The sequence below is a fragment of the Bradyrhizobium sp. 26S5 genome (genome assembly GCF_036923295.1).
Taxonomy (GTDB): Bacteria; Pseudomonadota; Alphaproteobacteria; order Rhizobiales; family Xanthobacteraceae; genus Bradyrhizobium; species Bradyrhizobium septentrionale.
On record NZ_CP145948.1, the window covers coordinates 960757 to 982032 of the forward strand.

The window sequence follows — 21276 nt, forward strand, 5'->3', positions numbered from 1 at the left end:
ATCGATCTTCGCAAGAAGATTGTTGGAAGATGGATCGCCGGGTCAAGCCCGGCGATGACACGTCTTGGCGAGGCCTACCCCGCGCCGACCTTCTTCTTCCGCCAGGCGAGGTGCACCGCGCAGGTGCAGCCCTGCGGATGCGAGGCCAGTTCCTCGTCGTTGGCGGGCGTCGCGGCGGGCGCGATCGCCTGTCCCTTCGCGTCCTGCGACGGGATGTAGTTGAGCACCGGCGCGAGCCAGCGCTCGACCTCGGCAACCGTCATGCTCTTGCGCGCGGCATAATCCTCGACCTGGTCGCGCTCGATCTTGCCGACGCCGAAATAGAAGCTGTCGGGATGCGAGAAATACAGGCCCGAGACCGACGAGCCCGGCCACATTGCAAAGCTCTCGGTCAGCTTCACGCCGGCGGTGGTCTCGGCATCGAGCAGCGCGAACAACGTCCGCTTCTCGGTATGGTCGGGCTGCGCCGGATAGCCCGGCGCGGGGCGGATGCCGTCGTACTTCTCGAGGATCAATTCGTCCGGCGACGAGCTCTCGTCCGGCGCATAGCCCCAGAACTCTTTGCGCACGCGCTGGTGCATGCGCTCGGCGAAGGCTTCGGCGAGCCGATCGGCCAGCGCCTTGCACAGGATCGAGGAGTAGTCGTCATTGGCGTTCTTGAAGCGGTCGGCGACCGCGTCCTCGCCGATGCCGGCGGTGACGACGAAGCCACCGATATAGTCGGGGACGCCGCTGTCGACAGGCGCAACGAAGTCCGACAGCGCGGCGTTGAAGCGGCCCTCGCGCTTCTCGAGCTGCTGGCGCAGCGTATGGAAGGTCGCGATCTTTTGCTTCCGCGTCTCGTCGGCATAGACCTCGATGTCGTCGCCGACGGCATTCGCCGGCCAGAAGCCGATGGTGGCGCGCGCGGTGAACCACTTCTCCGCAATGATGCGGTCGAGCATCTTGCGCGCATCATCATAGAGCGAGCGTGCGACCTCACCGACCTTGGGGTCGTCGAGGATCGCTGGGAAGCGGCCGGTCAGTTCCCAGGTCTGGAAGAACGGCGTCCAGTCGATGTATTCGGCGAGCTCCGCGAGGTCGTAGGCGTCAAAACTCTTCAGCCCGAAGAACGTCGGCTGCTTCGGCGGCGCCGCGGCGAAATCGATCGCGACCTTGTTGGCGCGGGCAGCAGGAAGCTTCAGCCGCTTCTTGTCGGCCTGGGCGCGGAAATGCGCCGTCGAGATCTTGGCGTATTCGGCGCGCACCTCGGCGGCATAGGCCTGCTTCTTCTCGGCCGACAGCAGCGAGGAGGCAACGCCGACGGCGCGGCTCGCGTCGTTGACATGCACCACCGGGCCGCCCGGATAGTTCGGGTCGATCTTGACAGCGGTATGCACCCGGCTCGTGGTGGCGCCGCCGATCAGGAGCGGCAGGTTCATGCCCTGCCGTTCCAGCTCGCCGGCGAGGAAGCTCATCTCGTCGAGCGAGGGCGTGATCAGCCCGGACAGGCCGATGATGTCGGCGCCCTCGGCCTTGGCCGTCTCGATGATCTTGTTGGCGGGCACCATGACGCCGAGGTCGATGACCTCGAAATTGTTGCACTGGAGCACGATGCCGACAATGTTCTTGCCGATGTCGTGGACGTCGCCCTTCACGGTCGCGAGCACGATCTTGCCCGCGGCGTTGCGGCCGCCGGTGATGCCGTTGGCGAGGTTGCGCGCCTTCTCCTCCTCCATGAACGGCATCAGATAGGCGACGGCCTGCTTCATCACGCGCGCCGACTTCACGACCTGCGGCAGGAACATCTTGCCGTCGCCAAAGAGGTCGCCGACCACGTTCATGCCGGCCATCAGCGGGCCTTCGATGACGTCGAGCGGGCGGGTGGCGTTCTGGCGGGCGGCCTCGGTGTCGGCTTCGATGAACTCGGTGATGCCGTGCACCAGGGCATGCGACAGCCGCTTCTCGACCGGCCATTCGCGCCAGGCGAGATCCTGCTCCTTGGTCTGCTTCTCCTTGCCGCGGAATTTCTCGGCAAGCGCCAGCAAGCGTTCGGAAGCACCCGGATCGCGGTTGAGGATGACGTCCTCGCAGGTCTGGCGCAGCTCGGGGTCGATGTCGTCATAGACGATCATCTGGCCGGCGTTGACGATGCCCATGTCCATGCCCGCATGGATGGCGTGATACAGGAACACCGAGTGCATCGCCTCGCGCACCGGCTCATTGCCGCGGAACGAGAACGACAAATTGGAGACGCCGCCGGAAATGTGGGCGCCGGGCAGGTTCTGGCGGATCCAGCGCGTCGCCTCAATGAAATCGACGCCGTAATTGTTGTGCTCCTCGAGGCCGGTCGCGATCGCAAAAATATTCGGATCGAAGATGATGTCCTCGGGCGGGAAATCGAGCCGGTTGACCAGAATGTCGTAGGCGCGCTTGCAGATCTCGGTCTTGCGCGCGAACGTGTCGGCCTGGCCGGTCTCGTCGAACGCCATCACCACCACGGCGGCGCCGTGGCGTTTTGCAATCGTCGCCTCGTGCAGAAACTTCTCCTCGCCCTCTTTCATCGAGATCGAGTTCACGATCGGCTTGCCCTGGATGCACTTCAGGCCGGCCTCGATGACGTGGAATTTCGAGGAATCGACCATCACAGGCACGCGGGCGATGTCGGGCTCGGCGGCGACGAGGTTGAGGAACGTCACCATCGCCGCCTCCGAATCGAGCAGGCCTTCGTCCATGTTGACGTCGATGACCTGGGCGCCGTTCTCGACCTGGTCGCGCGCCACCTGCAGCGCCGCGGTGTAGTCGCCCGCGGTGATCAGCTTGCGGAAGCGCGCCGAGCCGGTGACGTTGGTGCGCTCGCCGACGTTCACGAACGGGATCGCATCGGTCAGCGTGAACGGCTCGAGGCCGGACAGCTTCAGCCGCGGCTCGATGTCAGGCACCACGCGCGGCTTGTGCGGGGCGACGGCCCTGGCGATCGCGGCGATATGGTCGGGCGTGGTGCCGCAGCAGCCGCCGACGATGTTGACGAGGCCGGCGGAGGCGAACTCGCCGATCAGCCGCGCCATGTAGTCCGGCGTCTCGTCATATTGACCGAACTCGTTGGGCAGGCCGGCGTTCGGATAGGCGCAGACCAGCGTGTCGGCGACGCGGCCGATGTCGGCGATGTGGGCGCGCAAATCCTCGGCGCCGAGCGCGCAGTTGAAGCCGATCGTGATGGGCCTGGCGTGCCGCACCGAATGCCAGAACGCCTCCGGCAACTGACCGGAGAGCAGGCGGCCGGACTTGTCGGTGATGGTGCCGGAAATCATCACGGGCACGTCGATGCCGCGCTCCTCGATGATCTCGGCGATCGCATACAGCGCCGCCTTGGCGTTCAGCGTATCGAAGATGGTCTCGACCAGCAGCAGGTCGGCGCCGCCGTCGAGCAGGCCCTTGGCCTGTTCGCCGTAGGCCTTGCGCAGGTCGTCGAAGGTCACTGCGCGATAGCCTGGATTGGAGACGTCGGGCGAGATCGAGGCGGTGCGGTTGGTCGGGCCGAGTGCGCCGGCGACAAAACGCTGCTTGCCGTCCTCGGCGCTCACCCGCTCCGCCGCGGCGCGGCCAAGCCGCGCGCCCTGCAGGTTGAGCTCATAGGCGAGGTCCGACATATCGTAGTCGGCCTGCGCGATCGAGGTCGAGGAAAAGGTGTTGGTCGCGACGATGTCGGCGCCTGCGCGCAGATAGGCGGCGTGGATGTCCGTGATCGCGTCAGGCTGGGTCAGGATCAGGAGATCGTTGTTGCCCTTGATGTCGCGGTGGAAGTCGGCAAAGCGCGCACCGCGAAAGGCGGCTTCATCAAACTGCAGGCCCTGGATCATCGTGCCCATGGCGCCGTCGAGCACCAGGATGCGCTCGCGGGCAGCCGCGAGCAATGCGTTACGCTTGGGGGAAACGGGAACGGACATGTGTCAGGCAGCTTTCTGGGCACCGTTCGGCCGGATGCCGAGCAAATGGCTGATCGCGAACACGAGGTCCGCGCGGTTCATGGTGTAGAAGTGGAAGGTGTCGACGCCGTGCTTGAACAGCTTCTGCACCTGACCGGCGGCGACGGTGGCCGCGACCAGCTTGCGGGTCTCGGCGTCGTTGTCGAGGCCCTCGAACTTCTCGGCGAGCCAGTCCGGCACGCTGGTGCCGGCGCGGGTCACGAAATTGCGGGCCTGCTTGAAATTGTGCATCGGCATGATGCCCGGCACGATCGGAATCTCGATGCCGCGCGCCCGCACCCTGTCGACATAGCGGTGGTAGAGGTCGTTGTCGAAGAACACCTGGGTAATCGCGCGGGTCGCGCCGGAGTCGACCTTGGCCTTCAGCGTATCGATGTCGGCGTCGAAGTCAGCGGCTTCCGGATGCTTCTCGGGATAGGCGGACACCGAGATCTCGATGTCGGCGTGGCGCTTCTTGATGGCGGCGACGAGCTCGGCCGAGCTCTGGTAGCCGTCGGGATGGGTGAAGTAGGGCGTGCCGATGCCGCCGGGCGGATCGCCGCGCAGCGCCACGATGTGGCGGACGCCGACCTCATGGTAGCGGTCGACGATGTCGTCAATCTCGCCGCGCGAGGCGCTGACGCAGGTCAGATGCGCGGCCGGCAGCAGATCGGTCTCGCGCAGGATGCGCGTGATGGTGGAATGGGTGCGCTCGCGGGTCGAGCCGCCGGCGCCATAGGTGACCGAGACGAAGTTCGGCGTCAGCGGCGCCAGCCGGTTGATGGTCTCCCAGAGATTGCGCTCCATCTCCTCGGTCTTCGGCGGGAAGAACTCGAAGGAGATTTTCGGCGTCTTTGGCGCACGATACCCGTTCGGCACGGAGGAAATGGTCTCGGTCATGATACGCAAGGGCTCCGCAACTGAAGGGCAGACGTCTGGCCTGGATATGATCTGCGCAAGATAGGCCAAACGGGTTGGATCAAACAGCCCATTGGATATGGGAAATTGCCCATTTGGATGCGTTGGAGTGGCAAAAATTGACCATCAAAAGCCAATAGTGGGCAATGTGTTCTCTTTGATGATGATACAATTAATTAATTGAATTATATAGATAAAAACTATGTTCTGCGATTGGTTTGCGGTCAAAAACAGCTATGGGCAGCTGGCTGTGTCAATGAATCGTTGCATTTCGTCCCAAAAACCGTGGCGGCTGGCGCCGACCTTCCGGTGCGGGACTGCCCTGCGCGGCCGGGGCCTTTGTCGCCTCGTGGCGTCACACTAGGTTGACTGCCATGATTCCGCTCTCCGTCCTCGATCTGTCCGTCGTCACCACCGGTACCAAGCCAGCCGCTGCGCTCCGCAACAGCATCGATCTGGCGCGCCATGTCGATGCTCTCGGTTACACACGCTATTGGCTGGCCGAGCACCACAACCTCGCTTCCGTCGCGAGCCCGGCGCCCGATCTGATGATCGGGCAGATCGCGGCGGTGACGCAGCATATCCGCGTCGGCTCCGGCGGGGTGATGCTGCCCAACCATGCTCCGCTCGTGATCGCCGAGCGCTTTAAGATGCTGGAGGCGCTGTTTCCCGGCCGCATCGATCTTGGGCTTGGCCGCGCGCCCGGCACCGACGGCGCCACGGCTTACGCGCTGCGCAGCCGGCTCGATCGCCGCGAGGGCGACGATTTCCTCGAGCGGCTGCATGAGCTGACCTTGTGGGAGACGCGCGATTTCCCGGCCGGCCATCCCTACAACAATGTGGTGGCGATGCCGGATGATTCGCCGCTGCCGCCGATCTGGCTGCTCGGCTCGAGCGATTATTCCGCCGAGCTCGCCGCGCAGGTCGGGATGGGCTTTGCATTCGCGCATCATTTCGCGAGCCATGATGCTGTCGCGGCGATGACGAATTATCGCGCGCATTTCAAGCCGTCGGGCTGGCGCGCGACGCCGCAGTCGATCCTGGCGGTCGCCGTCGTCACGGCGGAGACCGACGCGGAAGCCGAGCAGCTCGCGATGTCGATGGACCTCAACCGGCTGCGCCGCGACCGCGGTCAATATCTGCCGTTGCCGAGCGTCGAGGAGGCGCAAGCCTATCCCTACACCGACGCCGAGCGCGCCTCGATCGCACGCAACCGCGCCCGCTTGTTCGTCGGCAGCCCTGCGACCGTGATGACCAAGCTGCCGCCGCTGATCGCGGCGAGCCAGGCGGACGAACTGATGGTGATATCAGCGGTCTACGATCACGACGCGCGGAAGAAGTCGTATGACCTGCTGGCCAAGGCATTCGGGCTGCAGGAGAAGGCAGCCGCATCATGATCGTCGTCCCGGCGCAGGCCGGGACCCATACGCCGCGGCTTTAGTTATTGAGCAAACTGGTTGTCGCCGTGCCGCTTACGAAGGCCGGTGGTTATGGGTCCCGGCCTTCGCCGGGACGACGTATGGAGGACAGCGCGTGCGATTCAATCCGCCTTCTCGCTAAACGTCGCGCGGAACGGATGGCCGGGATAGACGCCGACGATGCGGAATTCGCGCGAGAAGAATTTCAATTCCTCCAGCGCAAAGGCGAGCCCGCGGTCGTCAGGATGGCCGTCGACGTCGGCATAGAACTGCGTGGCGAAGAAATTGCCGTCGACCATGTAGCTCTCGAGCTTGGTCATGTTGACGCCGTTGGTGGCAAAGCCGCCCATCGCCTTGTACAGCGCGGCGGGCAGGTTGCGCACCCGGAAAACAAAAGTGGTGACCAGCGGCCCCGAGCCCTGCGCCGCCCATTTGGCCTCGCGCGCCAGCACCACGAAGCGGGTGGTGTTGTGGGCCTCGTCCTCGATGTCCTCGGCGAGAATGTCGAGGCCATAGATATCGGCGGCGAGGCGGGAGGCGATCGCCGCCACGCTCTTGTCGCCGCGCTCGGAAATATCGCGGGCGCTGCCGGCGGTGTCGCCGGCGACGATCGGCCTGATGCCGAGCTTGCGGATGATGCGCCGGCACTGGCCGAGCGCGTGGACGTGGCTCTCCACGCTCTTGATGTCGGCGAGCCTGGTGCCCTTGACCGCCATCAGCTGGTGGCGGACCGGCAAGAACCATTCGCCGACGATGAACAGGCCGGAATCCGGCAGCAGATGGTGGATGTCGGCGACGCGGCCGGCGACCGAATTCTCGATCGGGATCATGCCGAGATCGGCCTCGCCCGAGGTGATCGCAGCCAGCGCGTCCTCGAAGGTCGCGCAGGGCATCGGCTCGGCGTCGGGATAGGCCTCGACGATCGCGATATGGGAATTGGCGCCAGGCTCGCCCTGGAACGCGATTTTCAGCTTCTTGGTCATGGGTTCTTTCCTGCGGCGCCTTTTAGCACCCGGTCAGGCTTTGGAAAGTATTCTGCGGGCGGTTTCGAGGTCGGCCGGGGTGTCGACGCCGCGCGGGACGGTGTCGACGATGGTGATGTCGATCCGCATCCCGGCCTCCAGCGCGCGCAGCTGCTCGAGCTTCTCCTGCTGCTCCAGCGGCGAGGGCGGCAGCGCCACGAAGCGCTGCAAAGCGGCCCGGCGGTAGGCGTAGAGGCCGATATGGTGGTAGCGCGGTCCGTCGCCATGGGGCGCCGTGGCGCGGGTAAAATACAGCGCGCGCAAACGATTTGCCCCGATCGGCGAGCCCACCGCCTTGACGACGCTGGGGGCCCGATCCTCGTCCTCGGTATGGATGCGCGAGGCCAGGGTCGAGATATCGACCGCGGGATCGTCGAGCGCCGGCATCACGCTGCGGATGGTCTCAGGGGTGATGGTCGGGAAATCGCCCTGCAGATTGACCACGATCTCGGCACGGCCGTCCGGGTCGAGGGTTGTCATGGCTTCATGAATCCGGTCCGAGCCCGAGGGATGCTCAGTGCGGGTCATCACGACCTCGCCGCCGGCAGCCTTCACCGCTTCAGCGATCTCGACCGCATCGGTGGCGACGGCGACCCGGCCGATCCCGGCCTCCTCGGCCCGCCGCAGCACGTGGACGATCATCGGCGCGCCCGCGATATCGAGCAGCGGCTTGCCGGGCAGTCGGGTGGCGGCCATGCGGGCCGGAATCAGCACCAGGGTGCGGGGTTGGGTCATTCGTGTCGGGGCCCGTCCGGCCTGCGGAAATTGGCGGGGAGGAGGTTGAATTCGGCGCGTTTATACGGGTTGCCAGAGCGCGGGCAAACCGATATCTCAACCCTGCTTGGGGCGGTGCGATAAGGCCGATTCCCAGGTCTTTCCCCGCGGCCGTATTCCCGGCCTGAAGTCGACATTCAAGGCCCGGAGCCTGACCCGAAATGGACTCCTTCGAACTCAACAAAATTCTCGGTGCGCTTCTCGGCACCTGCATCGTCGTCCTGGTGATGAGCTTTGCCGCCGGATCGGTGTTTTCCGCGAAGCTGCCGGAAAAGCCGGGCTTTGAGATCGCGGTGAAGGAAGAGTCCCATGGTGGCGGCGAGGCGGCTGCGGCCGCATCCGAGCCGATCGAAAAGCTGCTGCAGACCGCCTCGGTCGAGAAGGGCGCGGCGGCCGCCAAGAAGTGCCAGGCCTGCCATACCTTCGAGAAGGGCGGTCCCAACCGCGTCGGTCCGAACCTGTTCGGCGTCGTCAACGAAGCCAGGGGCGAAGGCCGTGGCTTCAATTTCTCGGCGGCGATGAAGGCCAAGGGCGGCACCTGGAGCTTCGACGACCTCAACAAGTTCCTGACCAATCCGAAGGGCTTCATCCCGGGCACCGCGATGGGCTTCGCCGGTGTTCCGAAGGACAGCGAGCGCGCCGACATCATCGCTTATCTGAATTCGAACTCGGAGCATCCCGCTCCGATCCCGACCGCTTCGAAGTAACGATTTGCTTCGCGCAAGCATGTGGATGAAACGGCCAGGCAATGCCTGGCCGTTTTCGCATGCGGAATCCGCTGTCGCAGAGTTGTTATCGGGACGTTTCGCCGCACCGGTATTGTTCCCGGGCGACTATCATGAGGAAAAAGCAACGTAATTTGTCGAACCGTTGCCTTATATTGGGTCCCATGTAAGCGGGGCCGCAAGCAGGAAGAGCGAATTTGGCGATCACCCGACGACACCTCCTTCAAGGCAGCGCACTGGCGGCAATGGCTCCGGCGCTCGGTTTCGGTTCCGGCACTGGCGCGGTCACACCGGCGCTCGCTGACGATGCCTCGAATGGACTAAAATGGCGGCACGCCCTGTCGCTGTTCGGTAATGTCAAATACCCGGCCGACTTCAAGCGGTTTGACTATGTCAATCCGGTTGCGCCCAAGGGCGGCGCCGTTCGCCAGATTGCGATCGGCACTTTCGATAATTTCAACGTGGTGGTTTCGGGCGTGAAGGGCGCGATCGCAGGTGCGGTCGCGCTGGTCTACGAACCCCTGATGATGCAGTCGCTCGACGAAGTTTCGACCCAGTATGGCGCGCTCGCGGAGTCTGCAACTTATCCCGACGATTTTTCGTACGTCATCTACCGTCTTCGTCCACAAGCCAAATGGCATGACGGCACGCCTGTCACCGCGGATGACGTCATCTTCTCGCTCGATGCGTTCAAGAAGCATCATCCGATGTACTCGGCCTATTACAGCCATGTGGTTCGGGCCGAGAAGATCGGTGATCGCGACGTGAAGTTCACGTTCGACATGCCGGGCAATCGAGAGCTGCCGCAGATCGTGGGCGAACTGACGGTTCTACCCAAGCACTGGTGGGAAGGCACCGACAGCGAGGGTCGCAAGCGCGATGTTTCCGCGACGACGCTGGAGAAGCCGCTCGGATCGGGAGCCTATCGCATCAAGGAGTTCGTCGCAGGTCGGACAGTGGTTCTCGAACGCGTCAAGGATCATTGGGCGCTCGACCTCCCAATCAATGTGGGGCGCAACAACTTCGACGAACTGCGCTACGAATACTTCAGGGATCCGACGGTTGCGATCGAGGCATTCAAGGGCGATCAGATCGATTGGCGTTTGGAGAACAGCGCGAAGGCATGGGCGACCGCCTATAATTTTCCGGCAGTCACCGACAAGCGTGTGGTGCTAGAAGAGTTTCCGAACCGCAGTTCGGGCATCATGCAGGCCTTTGTCCCGAATCAGCGTCGCGCCAAATTCAGCGATCCGCGTGTTCGCCGCGCTCTGAATTTCGCGTTCGACTTCGAGGAGGTCAACAAGCTGCTGTTCTTCGGCCAATACAAGCGCATCACCAGCTACTTTGATGGCGCCGAGGAGTTGATGGCGACCGGGCTGCCGCAAGGCAAGGAACTTGCCATCCTTGAATCCATGCGTGATCAGCTGCCAGCCGAAGTATTCACAACGATCTATACGAACCCGGTCGGTGGCAATCCCGAGGCCGTCCGCGAAAATCTCCGCGAAGCATCACGCTTGCTCAAGGAGGCCGGCTATGAAGTACGAGACCGGAAGCTCGTGGATTCCAAGAGCGGAGAGCCGTTCTCCATCGAACTTCTGAGTGAGGATCCGAATTTCGAAAGGATCATGCTGGCATATAAGCCGGCACTCGAGCGGCTCGGGTTTTCGATCACCGTGCGCACGATCGACCCGATCCAATACGAGAATCGGCTTCGCAGTTGGGATTTCGACGTCGTCGTCGCGTCTTGGGGAGAATCCCTGTCACCCGGGAACGAGCAGCGGGAATACTGGGGATCGAAGGCCGCAGACAACGCCGGATCGCGCAACATTGCCGGCATCAAGAGCCCGGTGATCAACAAGCTGATCGAGCGGGTGATTTTTGCGACGGATCGCGAAGATCTCGTTGCCGCGACGAAGGCGCTCGATCGCGTGTTATTGTGGAACCATTACGTCGTTCCGCAGTGGAATTATCCGAAGGTGCGTACAGCGCGCTGGGATCGCTTCGGCCGTCCGGCAGAATTGCCTAAGTATGGCCAATCGGGATTCCCGGCGATCTGGTGGTACGACGCCGACAGGGCAGCCAAGCTCAAGCGTTCATAAGATTAAGGATTTGCGCATGGCGCTGTTTACCCGTCGGCACGCACTCGGTCTCGGCATCGGTGCATTGAGTGCTGCAGGATTGCGTGCTGCGCCGGCGGCAGCCGACAACGGAACCGAGATGCACGGCATGTCGGTGTTCGGCGACCTGAAATATCCGGCGGATTTTCAGCAGTTCGACTATGTCAATGTTAAAGCGCCGAAGGGTGGCGCGTTCTCGGTGATTCCGTGGGTGCGCGGTTACAACCAGTCCTACTTCACCTTCAATTCGCTGAACGCTTATGTCCTGAAGGGCGAAGGCGCGCAGGGCATGGACATGACGTTCGCGACGCTGATGTCGCGCGCCAATGACGAGCCCGATGCGATGTACGGCTATGCCGCGAAGTCGGTGCAGATCTCGCCGGACAAGCTGACCTATCGCTTCACCATGCGTCCCGAGGCGCGCTTCCATGACGGCACCAAGCTGACGGCGCAGGACGCCGCCTTCTCGCTCAACACGCTGAAGGAAAAAGGTCACCCGCTGATCCAGGTGCAGCTGCGCGACTTCGTCAAGGCTGAGGCGCCCGATGACGCGACTGTGGTGGTGACCTTCGCAGCGGGCCGCGCCCGCGACGTGCCGCTCTATGTCGCGGGCCTGCCGATCTTCTCCAAGGCCTATTACGCGGCACGATCGTTCGAGGAATCGACGCTCGATACGCCGCTCGGCTCGGGGCCGTACAAGGTCGGCCGGTTCGAGGTCAACCGCTACGTCGAATTCGACCGCGTCAAGGACTGGTGGGGCGCCGATCTTCCGGTCAATCGCGGCAGCTACAATTTCGACACCGTGCGCTATGAATTCTATCGCGACCGCGATGTGGCGTTCGAGGGCTTCACCTCGAAGAGCTATTTGTTCCGCGAGGAGTTCACCGCGCGCGTCTGGGCGACACGCTACGATTTCCCCGCGGTGAAGGATGGCCGCGTCAAGCGCGAGACGTTGCCCGACGACACGCCGTCCGGTGCGCAAGGCTGGTTCATCAACACGCGCCGCGACAAGTTCAAGGATCCACGTGTACGCGAAGCGCTGATCTATGCCTTCGACTTCGAGTGGACCAACAAGACCATCATGTACGACGCCTATGCGCGCACCGTCTCGCCATTCCAGAATTCGAACATGGTGGCCGAGGGACCGCCGCCGCCGGAGGAGCTTGCGCTGCTCGAGCCGTTCCGCGGCCAGGTGCCCGACGAGGTGTTCGGCCTGCCCTTCGTGCCGCCGATGTCCGACGGCTCCGGCCAGGACCGCGCGCTGCTGCGCAAGGCGGTGCAGCTGCTCAACGAGGCCGGCTGCGTCATCAAGGACGGCAAGCGCGTGCTGCCGAACGGCGAGCCCCTCACCATCGAATTCCTCAACGATGAGCCCTCGCTGCAGCCGCACCATGGGCCCTACATCAAGAACCTCGGCACGCTCGGCATCGAGGCTACATTCCGCCTCGTCGACGCCGTGCAGCGCCGCGCGCGGGTGGAAGATTTTGACTTCGACATGACCATGGAGCGCTTCAACTTTTCGGCGACGCCTGGCGACAGCATGCGGCCGTTCTTCTCCTCGCAGGCGGCGAAGACCAAGGGCTCCTACAATCTCGCAGGTATCGCCAATCCCGCAATCGATGCCCTGATCGAGAAGATCATCGGTGCCAATAATCGCCAGGAGCTGACGATTGCCTGCCGTGCGTTCGACCGCGTGTTCCGCGCCGGCCGTTACTGGGTGCCGCAATGGTACCGCAATACGCATCCGGTCGCCTATTGGGACCAGTTCGGTCATACCGAGAAGCTGGCGAAATATACCCAGGGCGTCGGGGCGCCAGAGAACTGGTGGTATGATGCGGCCAAGGCCGCAAAGCTCGAACAGGCGAAGAAATAGCCGATGAGCGCCTATATCGCCCGACGTATCTTCCTGATGCTGCCGACGCTGCTCGGCATCCTGTTCGTCTCCTTCGTGGTCGTGCAATTCGCGCCAGGCGGGCCGGTCGAGCGCGTCATCGCGCAGATTAACGGCGCTGACACCGGCGGCACTTCGCGCGTGTCGGGTGGCGGCGGCGATTTCGGCGCGCAACGCGGCCAGGGCGCGGGCGCAGCCGGTGCCACCAACTCGAAATATCGCGGCGCGCAGGGACTCGATCCGGATTTCATCAAGAAGCTCGAGGTGCAGTTCGGCTTCGACAAGCCGGCGCCGGAGCGGTTCGCGCTGATGGTGTGGAATTTTGCGCGCTTCGACTTCGGCAGCAGCTATTTCCGCAGCGTGAGCGTGCTGCAGCTGATCAAGGAAAAGCTGCCGGTCTCGATGTCGCTCGGCATCTGGATGACGCTGCTCACCTACCTGATCTCGATCCCGCTCGGCATCCGCAAGGCGGTGAAGGATGGGTCGCGGTTCGACACCTGGACCTCGGCCGTGATCATCGTGGGCTTTGCGATACCGGGCTTCCTGTTCGCGATCCTCCTGATCGTGCTGTTCGCCGGCGGCTCGTTCCTCAATATCTTCCCGCTGCGCGGCCTGACTTCGGACGGCTGGGCGCAGTTTCCCTGGTACTGGAAGATCATCGACTATTTCTGGCATCTGACGCTGCCGCTGGTGTCGATGGCGCTCGGCGCCTTCGCCACCATGACCTTGCTCACCAAGAACTCGTTCCTCGACGAGATCCGCAAGCAATATGTGATGACCGCGCGCGCCAAGGGCTGCAGCGAGGGTCAGGTGCTGTACGGCCATATCTTCCGCAACGCCATGCTGATCGTGATCGCGGGCTTCCCGGGCGCGTTCATCCACGCGTTCTTCTCCGGCTCGCTGTTGATCGAGACCATCTTCTCGCTCGACGGGCTCGGCCTGCTCGGCTTCGAGAGCGTCTTGAACCGCGACTATCCGGTGGTGTTTGGAACGCTGTTCATCTTCTCGCTGGTCGGATTGGTGGTCAATCTGCTGTCCGACCTCGCCTATATGTGGATCGATCCCAGGATCGACTTTGAGGCGCGGGAGGTCTGATGACGATGCTCGCGCCCCAGCCGGTCGAAACCACGACGCAATCACCGCTCGGCGAGGCGGTGCCCGCCACGCGCCACGGCTTTGCGCCGTCGCCGCTCAACAAGCGCCGCTGGCAGAACTTCAAGGCCAACCGCCGCGGCTACTGGTCGTTCTGGATCTTCCTCGTGCTGTTCGTGCTGTCGTTGTTCGCCAATTTCATTGCCAACGACAAGCCGCTGGTCGTCAAATATGACGGCCGTCTCTACTGGCCGGTGGTGTTCACCTACGCCGAGACCACCTTCGGCGGGGACTTCGAGACCGCGGCCGACTATCGCGATCCGTACTTGCAGAAGCAGATCGCCGCCAAGGGCGGCAGCATGATCTGGCCGCCGATCCGTTACTCCTACGACAGCCGCAACCTCGACCCGCCGACCGCGGTGCCGTCGAAACCGACCTGGCTCCTGACCGAAGCGCAGTGCAAGGACGTGGTGAGGCGCAAGGGCCTGACCGGCTGCCGTGACCTCGAATACAACTGGCTCGGCACCGACGATCAGGGCCGCGACGTCGTCGCGCGGCTGATCTACGGCTTCCGCATCTCGGTGCTGTTCGGCCTGACGCTGACCATCCTGTCCTCGATCATCGGCATCGCCGCGGGCGGCGTGCAGGGCTATTTCGGCGGCTGGATCGATCTCGGCTTCCAGCGATTCATCGAAATCTGGACCGCGATCCCCTCGCTTTATCTGCTGCTGATCATCTCGGCGGTGCTGCCGCCGGGCTTCTTCATCCTGCTCGGCATCCTGCTGCTGTTCTCATGGGTCTCGCTGGTCGGCCTGGTGCGCGCCGAGTTCCTGCGCGGCCGCAACTTCGAATACATCCAGGCCGCGCGCGCGCTCGGCGTCTCCAATCGCGTGATCATGTTCCGCCATCTGCTGCCGAATGCGATGGTCGCGACCATGACGTTCCTGCCCTTCATCGTGTCGTCCTCGGTGATGACGCTGACGGCGCTGGATTTCCTCGGCTTCGGCCTGCCGCCCGGCTCGCCCTCGCTCGGTGAATTACTGTCGCAGGGCAAGGCCAATGTGCAGGCGCCGTGGCTCGGCCTCACCGGCTTCTTCTCGGTCGCAATCATGCTGTCGCTGTTGATCTTCATCGGCGAAGCTGCGCGCGACGCCTTCGATCCGCGCAAGACATTCTCGAAGGGCTGACGCATGGACGCGACCAACCAGCCTCTGCTCGATGTCAGCGACCTCTCCGTCGCCTTCGGCCGCTCGCTAGCGGTCGATCGCGTCTCCTTCTCGATCAAGCGCGGCGAATGCACGGCGCTGGTCGGCGAGTCCGGCTCGGGAAAATCGGTCAGCGCGCTGTCGGTATTGAGGCTGCTGCCCTATCCGGCGGCGTCACATCCCTCCGGGGCGATCCGTTTCAAGGGCCGCGATCTCCTGGGATCGTCGGAACGCGAGATGCGCGGGATTCGTGGCAACGACATCTCGATCATCTTCCAGGAACCGATGACCTCGCTCAATCCGCTCCACACCATCGAATCCCAGATCGGCGAGATCCTGTCGCTGCACAGCGGCATTAGCGGTGCGGCGGCGCGGGAGCGGACGCTGGAGCTATTGGGCCAGGTCGGCATCCCCGAGCCGGAGACACGGCTCAAGAGCTATCCGCACCAATTGTCCGGCGGCCAGCGCCAGCGCGTGATGATCGCGATGGCGCTCGCCAACGAGCCCGATCTGTTGATCGCGGACGAACCGACCACCGCGCTCGACGTCACCGTGCAGGCGCAGATCCTGGCTTTGCTGGCGGAGATACGCGCGCGGCTCGGCATGAGCCTGTTGTTCATCACCCACGACCTGGGCATCGTCCGCCGTATCGCCGACACGGTCTGCGTCATGAACAGCGGCAAGATCGTCGAGCAGGGCCCGGTCGAGCAGGTCTTCACCGCGCCGAAGCACGCCTATACCAAGGCGCTGCTGGCGGCCGAGCCGAAGCCCGACCCGGCGCCGCCGCAGCCCGATGCGCCGGTCGTGATATCGACGGACAATCTCAAGGTCTGGTTTCCGATCAAGCGCGGGCTATTGCGCTCGACCGTCGGCCACATCAAGGCGGTCGATGGCGTCAGCCTCGCGGTGCGCAAGGGCGAGACGCTCGGCGTGGTCGGCGAATCCGGCTCCGGCAAGACCACACTTGGGCTCGCGCTGCTCAGGCTGATCTCCTCCGATGGTCCGATCGTGTTCCTCGGCAAGGATATCCAGGGCCTGCGCTTCAAGCAGATGCTGCCGTTCCGCCTCGACATGCAGATCGTGTTCCAGGATCCGTTCGGCTCGCTCAGCCCGCGCATGTCGGTGGCCGACATCATCGCCGAGGGACTTGAAGTGCACCAGAAGCAGCTGTCGCGCGAGGAGCGCGAGGTGCGGGTGATCAAGGCGCTCAAGGATGTCGGCCTCGATCCCGAGTGGCGCTTCCGCTATCCGCACGAATTCTCCGGCGGCCAGCGCCAGCGCATCTCGATCGCGCGCGCGGTGGTGCTGGAGCCGAACTTCGTCGTACTGGACGAGCCGACCAGTGCGCTCGACATGCTGCTCCAGGCCCAGATGGTCGACCTGCTGCGCGACCTGCAGCGCAAACGCGATCTGACCTACATGTTCATCTCGCACGATCTGCGCGTGGTGGCCTCGCTTGCGAGCCATCTGATCGTGATGAAATCCGGCAAGGTCGAGGAGGAGGGGCCGGCCTCCGAGCTCTTCAAGAACCCGAAGAGCGACTACACCCGCGCGCTGTTCGCCGCCGCGTTCCGGATCGAAGCGGCCGGCGGGGGGGCCGTGGCGACGTAGCGAACCCTGTAGCCATTGTAGGATGGGTTTCGCTGCGCTCTACCCATCCTACGGCTGGAAGCCGACGGTAAGGGGCGGTGGCGACGTAGCTCCACGTCGTCCTGAGGTGCGAGCGGAGCGAGCCTCGAAGGATGCGTGGCCCGAGTGGGGCCGTCGATCCTTCGAGACGCGCTTCGCGCTCCTCAGGATGACGGGGATGGATTTGCTTATAGCCGCTTGATCGCCGCCACCTCGCTGCCGGCGGCCTTGATCCGCGCGATGGCGGCGTGCGTGTTCTCCACTGCCGTTGCCATGTGATGCGCGTTGGCGTGCACGATCGTGGTCGCATCGCGCACGATGGCGACATGGCCCTTCCAGAAGATCAGGTCGCCGCGTTGCAGATGCTTTGATTCCGCCACGGTCAATTCGCGGCCGAGCCCTTCCTGCTGCATGTCGCTGTCGCGCGGGCAGCCGGTGCCGGCGGCGGTCAGCGCGATCTGCACCAGGCCGGAGCAGTCGATGCCGAGGCTCGATTTGCCGCCCCAGAGATAGGGCGTGCCGACGAATTGCTCGGCGATTGCAACAAAATCCTGCGCCATCGCGTCGAGCGGCGCAACATGCCGGCGTGGCAGGTGCCAGCCTTCGCGGCTCACCGCGAACGGACCGTCCTCGCGGACGATCGCAAGCTTCGTGCCCATCGCCAGCGCCTCGGCCGGCGGCAGCTTGATCGACGTCCCCGGAAACGCCAGCGTGCGCAGCACCGTCACCTTGTGCGTCGGCGCCGCGCCCGGCTTGGTCAGCGCGGCCTCGGGGATCCAGCCGACATAGCCGTCATCGGCGAGCTGGCCCCAGGCCCAGCCTTCGCCATTGCGATCGTACACCGTGACGCGCTCGCCCTTGAGCGCCTGCGTCATCTGTTCGGCATCGGCCGATGGCGCATGACGCAACGGGGCAATGGCGTCGCTGACCTCGAATATCTCGCCGTCGACGAAGCGCGCCGCCTTGACCTTGCCCTCCAGATATTTTGCGGCGACCTCGTCGCGGGCCGGCGTCAGTCTGACATCATGCATAGCGCTGGCTCAACAGTTTATAGATTGCGCGCGCGGCCTGGCACTCGCCGCCTTCGGGGCGGCCGGGCTTTGCGGACGGCGTCCAGCCGTAGATGTCGACATGCAGCCAGCTTCTCGCCTGCTCGACAAAGCGCTGCAGGAACAGCGCGCAGGTGATCGAGCCGGCGAAACCGCCTGACGGTGCATTGGTGATGTTGGCGGTTTTGGAGTCGAGCCATGCATCGTAGGCCGGCCACAGCGGCATGCGCCACAGCGGATCGTTCTCGCGCTTCGCATGGGCTGCGACGTCGCCGGCCAGCGTCTCGTCATTGGTGTAGAACGGCGGCAAATCCGGGCCCAGCGCCACGCGCGCCGCACCGGTCAGCGTGCCCAGATCGACCAGCAGATCGGGCTGCTCCTCGTCGGCAAGCGCCAGCGCGTCAGCGAGCACCAGCCGTCCTTCGGCGTCGGTGTTGCCGATCTCGACGGTGATGCCCTTGCGCGACCTGAAGATGTCGAGCGGGCGGAACGCATTGCCGGCAACCGCGTTCTCGACCGCCGGGATCAGCACGCGCAGCCGCACCTTCAGCTTTGCGTCCATCACCATCTGCGCCAGCGCCAGCACATTGGCGGCGCCGCCCATGTCCTTCTTCATCAACAGCATGCCGCTGGACGGCTTGAGATCGAGCCCGCCGGTGTCGAAGCAGACGCCCTTGCCGACCAGCGTCACCTTCGGATGGGCCGGATCCCCCCAGCTCAGGTCGATCAGCCGCGGTGCGCGGGTCGATGCCATGCCGACGACGTGGATCAGCGGAAAATTCTGCGCCAGCTCGTCGCCGCTGATGCAAGTGAAGTCGGCGCCGAACCGTGTTGCCAGATCGCGCGCCACCTCGGCGAGCTCGGCCGGCCCCATGTCGTTGGACGGCGTGTTGATGAGGTCGCGCGCCAGCGCCGCCGCATCCGCCATCCGCGTGATCTCGGCGGCATCGATGCCGTCGGGCGGCACCAGGCGAACCTCCGGCGTCTTGTTGGTGCGATAGCGAGCGAAGCGATAGCAGCCGAGCGCGAAGGCGAGCGCGGCGAGCCGCGTGTCATGCGGCGCGTTGGCGAAGCGGTAGATGCCCGGCGGCAGCAGGCCGGGCAGGGCGCCGGGCCGGAACGGATCGGGTGATCGGCCGCTGGCCTCCTCGAGGCCGAACAGCACCTGCGCGATGCTGCCGTCGGCGGCCGGCAAAGCGAGGGATTTGCCGGGCTTGGCCTCAAAGCCATTCGCCTCCGCGAACTGCCGCGCCGCCGCCGGCAGTTCGCCCCGGATCGCATCCCATGTCGATTTGGTGACGAAGGTGATCGGTGTGACGGCGGTCGCGGGGGCGGTCTCGAACACGGATGGCATGCGGCTCTCGGCTGTTCTGGCGTCGTGGGTGGCTACTACACGCCTTTCGCGGTGGATGGTAGCGCACGAGCGGTTCACGCGACGTGCGGAAACGGAACCGAGCCCGCCGGTTGCAAGTGCCGCCAGTTAACCAGACGTTAGGGTTAACAGTCTATTGCTGGCACGCTCGGCTGGATCCATTCGCCCGATTTCGTGAGTCACAGTGCAATGCGTCGACAGTCCAACTTGACCCGGCATCTTGCTTCCGCAGCTCTCGTGGCGGTCTTCGCCGCTGGCCTTGGCGGCTGCCAGACCATGTCCGATGTGACGGGATCGATTGCGTCCAAGTCGGATCCGGTGCCCGATGATCCGCGCCGTGCCGCCGAAGTCTATGGCGAGCGTTATCGCAAGAATCCCAAGGATGTCGACGCCGCGATCGCCTACGGCCAGGCGTTGCGCATGAGCGGACAGCGCTCGCAGGCCTGCGCCATGCTGGAGCAGGCCACGATCGCCAATCCCGGCAACAAGACGCTGCTCGCCGCCTATGGCCGCGCGCTGGCCGACAACGGCAATTCGCAGGCTGCGTTCGATGTGCTGAGCCGCGCCCACAGCCCGGACAATCCGGACTGGCGGATCCTGTCGGTGCAGGGAACCACGCTCGACAAGATGAACCGGCACGAGGAGGCGCGGCGCTATTACGCAAGCGCGCTGCGGCTGGCTCCGGACGAGCCGTCGGTGCTGTCCAATCTCGGCCTGTCCTACATGCTGACCAAGGAATTGCCGAAAGCGGAAGAGACGCTGCGCCAGGCCTATGCCAGCGCCCGCGCCGACACCCGTATCCGGCAGAACCTTGCGCTCGTGGTCGGCCTTCAGGGCCGCTTCGCGGAGGCCGAAACCATCGTCAAGGCCGACCTGCCGGCAGACGAGGCGGCGGCCAACGTCGCGTATCTCCGCGACATGCTGAACCGCAAGGACGGGCCGCGAACCGCATCGCGCGCGGCCCCTGTCGTCGCCAAGGACGATTAGCCAACACGGCAACTTCCATACCTCCCCTTGAAAAGGGAGAGCGGGTGGGGATCTGCTCTCTCCGCAAGCAGCGTCGCCTGTGGCTGACCCCATGCCGGCCTTCCTCCTTTTCAGGGGGAAGGAGAAGGCGGTCGGCGCGGCGCCGCCGCTCAGTGCATCGTGGCGATCTTGATGTAGGACGGCCCGAGGATCACGATGAACAAGCAGGGCAGGAAGAACAGGATCATCGGCACGGTCAGCTTGGGCGGCAGTGAAGCCGCCTTCTTCTCGGCCTCGTTCATGCGCATGTCGCGGTTTTCCTGCGCCATCACGCGCAGGCTCTGGCCCAGCGGCGTGCCGTAGCGTTCGGATTGCTGCAGGGCCATGCACACCGACTTCACGCCCTCGAGCCCGGTGCGGCGCGCCAAATTCTCGTAGGCAGTCCTGCGGTCCTGCAGGTAGGACAATTCCGCGGTCGTCAGCGCGAACTCCTCCGACAGCGCGACCGACTGTCCGACGATCTCGTTGGCGACCTTGCGGAAGGCGACCTCGACCGACATGCCCGACTCGATGCAGATCAGCAGCAGGTCGAGCGAATCAGGGAAGGCACGCTTGATCTGGAGCTGACGCTTGGAGATCGCGTTCTTCAGGAACAGCATCGGGGCCTGGAGGCCGGCATAGGCCGCGCCGACGCAAATGCCGATCTTCAGCGTGAGCGACCAGGTCGCGCCGGCGATGAAGAACGTATAGATGATCGCGGCGAGCAGCATCACGACCGGCGTCGCCGCGCGGGCTGCCAGGAAATAGACGTACGGGGCGTGGCCGCGATAGCCGGCCATCACCAGCTTGTCGAGCGCCGCTTCCTGGGCCAGCCATTTGGTGAGGTTGAGGTCATCGACCATCCTGGAGACGGCCTGCTTCGGCGTCTGCCGCAGCGTCACCTTTTCCGACTTGGAGAGCCTATCGCGTTCGCGCTGCCGGAGACGTTCGCGCTCGCTGGCGACCGCCTTCATGCGCTTGTCGAGATCGCCGCCGGCGAGCAGCGGCATCACCAGCGTGTAGACCGTCGCGCTTGCCGCGAAGAAGGCAAGCAGCATGGTCATGAACCTGACGTCGTGGAGCTTGGCGATAAGGAAATCAATCATGCTGCACCG

General features: G+C 64.2%; 15 protein-coding genes. 8 read left to right on the forward strand and 7 right to left on the reverse strand.

Annotated features, from left to right (window positions below; translation table 11 throughout):
* Nucleotides 1-74: 74 nt before the first annotated feature.
* Both metH and metF read right to left on the reverse strand, forming a co-directional pair.
* Nucleotides 75-3926, reverse strand: a complete 3852-nt coding sequence (gene metH, locus V5279_RS04425) for a methionine synthase (RefSeq protein WP_338695385.1) — start codon at nt 3924-3926, stop codon at nt 75-77.
* A gap of 3 nt (nt 3927-3929) precedes the next feature.
* Nucleotides 3930-4844: a methylenetetrahydrofolate reductase [NAD(P)H] gene (metF, locus tag V5279_RS04430; protein WP_338695387.1), complete on the reverse strand. Its 915-nt coding sequence runs from the start codon at nt 4842-4844 to the stop codon at nt 3930-3932.
* Between the two features lie 392 nt (nt 4845-5236).
* Here metF and V5279_RS04435 point away from each other — a divergent pair, with 392 nt between their 5' ends.
* Nucleotides 5237-6259: an LLM class flavin-dependent oxidoreductase gene (locus V5279_RS04435; RefSeq protein ID WP_338695389.1), complete on the forward strand. Its 1023-nt coding sequence runs from the start codon at nt 5237-5239 to the stop codon at nt 6257-6259.
* A 143-nt stretch (nt 6260-6402) separates the two neighbouring features.
* Here the strand turns inward: V5279_RS04435 and V5279_RS04440 are convergent, their stop codons facing one another.
* Entirely contained in the window at nt 6403-7263 is an 861-nt protein-coding gene (locus tag V5279_RS04440) for a prephenate dehydratase (RefSeq protein WP_338695391.1), read from the reverse strand.
* Between the two features lie 33 nt (nt 7264-7296).
* Nucleotides 7297-8037, reverse strand: a complete 741-nt coding sequence (locus V5279_RS04445; RefSeq protein ID WP_338695393.1) for a 3-deoxy-manno-octulosonate cytidylyltransferase — start codon at nt 8035-8037, stop codon at nt 7297-7299.
* Nucleotides 8038-8237: 200 nt separating this feature from the next.
* Here V5279_RS04445 and V5279_RS04450 point away from each other — a divergent pair, with 200 nt between their 5' ends.
* The 6 genes from V5279_RS04450 (at nt 8238) to V5279_RS04475 (ending at nt 16717) form a co-directional block, all read left to right on the forward strand.
* Nucleotides 8238-8783, forward strand: coding sequence for a cytochrome c family protein (locus tag V5279_RS04450; RefSeq protein ID WP_338695395.1), 546 nt, complete (start codon nt 8238-8240; stop codon nt 8781-8783).
* Between the two features lie 215 nt (nt 8784-8998).
* A complete protein-coding gene (locus V5279_RS04455; RefSeq protein ID WP_338695397.1) occupies nt 8999-10900 on the forward strand; it encodes an extracellular solute-binding protein in 1902 nt (633 codons plus the stop codon).
* Nucleotides 10901-10916: 16 nt separating this feature from the next.
* Nucleotides 10917-12791: an extracellular solute-binding protein gene (locus tag V5279_RS04460; RefSeq protein ID WP_414645900.1), complete on the forward strand. Its 1875-nt coding sequence runs from the start codon at nt 10917-10919 to the stop codon at nt 12789-12791.
* A 3-nt stretch (nt 12792-12794) separates the two neighbouring features.
* Complete coding sequence (locus V5279_RS04465; RefSeq protein ID WP_029077768.1) at nt 12795-13904, forward strand: microcin C ABC transporter permease YejB; 1110 nt, start codon at nt 12795-12797, stop codon at nt 13902-13904.
* Entirely contained in the window at nt 13904-15088 is a 1185-nt protein-coding gene (locus V5279_RS04470; RefSeq protein ID WP_338695401.1) for an ABC transporter permease, read from the forward strand. The genes V5279_RS04465 and V5279_RS04470 overlap by 1 nt, the downstream gene beginning before the upstream one ends.
* Nucleotides 15089-15091: 3 nt before the next feature.
* Nucleotides 15092-16717 carry an ABC transporter ATP-binding protein gene (locus tag V5279_RS04475; RefSeq protein WP_338695403.1) on the forward strand — a complete coding sequence of 542 codons (1626 nt, stop codon included), beginning with the start codon at nt 15092-15094 and terminating at the stop codon, nt 16715-16717.
* Nucleotides 16718-16923: 206 nt separating this feature from the next.
* Here the strand turns inward: V5279_RS04475 and V5279_RS04480 are convergent, their stop codons facing one another.
* Together V5279_RS04480 and V5279_RS04485 are read right to left on the reverse strand one after the other, a co-directional pair.
* Complete coding sequence (locus V5279_RS04480; RefSeq protein WP_338695405.1) at nt 16924-17766, reverse strand: NlpC/P60 family protein; 843 nt, start codon at nt 17764-17766, stop codon at nt 16924-16926.
* The gene (locus V5279_RS04485) at nt 17759-19138 is read right to left on the reverse strand and encodes a leucyl aminopeptidase family protein (protein WP_338695407.1); all 1380 of its coding nucleotides are present in this window, start codon (nt 19136-19138) and stop codon (nt 17759-17761) included. Before V5279_RS04485 ends, V5279_RS04480 begins: the two co-directional genes overlap by 8 nt.
* A gap of 207 nt (nt 19139-19345) precedes the next feature.
* Between V5279_RS04485 and V5279_RS04490 the strand changes: the two genes are divergently transcribed.
* Nucleotides 19346-20143, forward strand: coding sequence for a tetratricopeptide repeat protein (locus V5279_RS04490; RefSeq protein ID WP_338695409.1), 798 nt, complete (start codon nt 19346-19348; stop codon nt 20141-20143).
* Between the two features lie 149 nt (nt 20144-20292).
* On the opposite strand, the gene V5279_RS04495 is transcribed toward V5279_RS04490, so the two are convergent.
* Nucleotides 20293-21267 carry a type II secretion system F family protein gene (locus V5279_RS04495; RefSeq protein ID WP_029077762.1) on the reverse strand — a complete coding sequence of 325 codons (975 nt, stop codon included), beginning with the start codon at nt 21265-21267 and terminating at the stop codon, nt 20293-20295.
* Nucleotides 21268-21276: the final 9 nt, after the last annotated feature.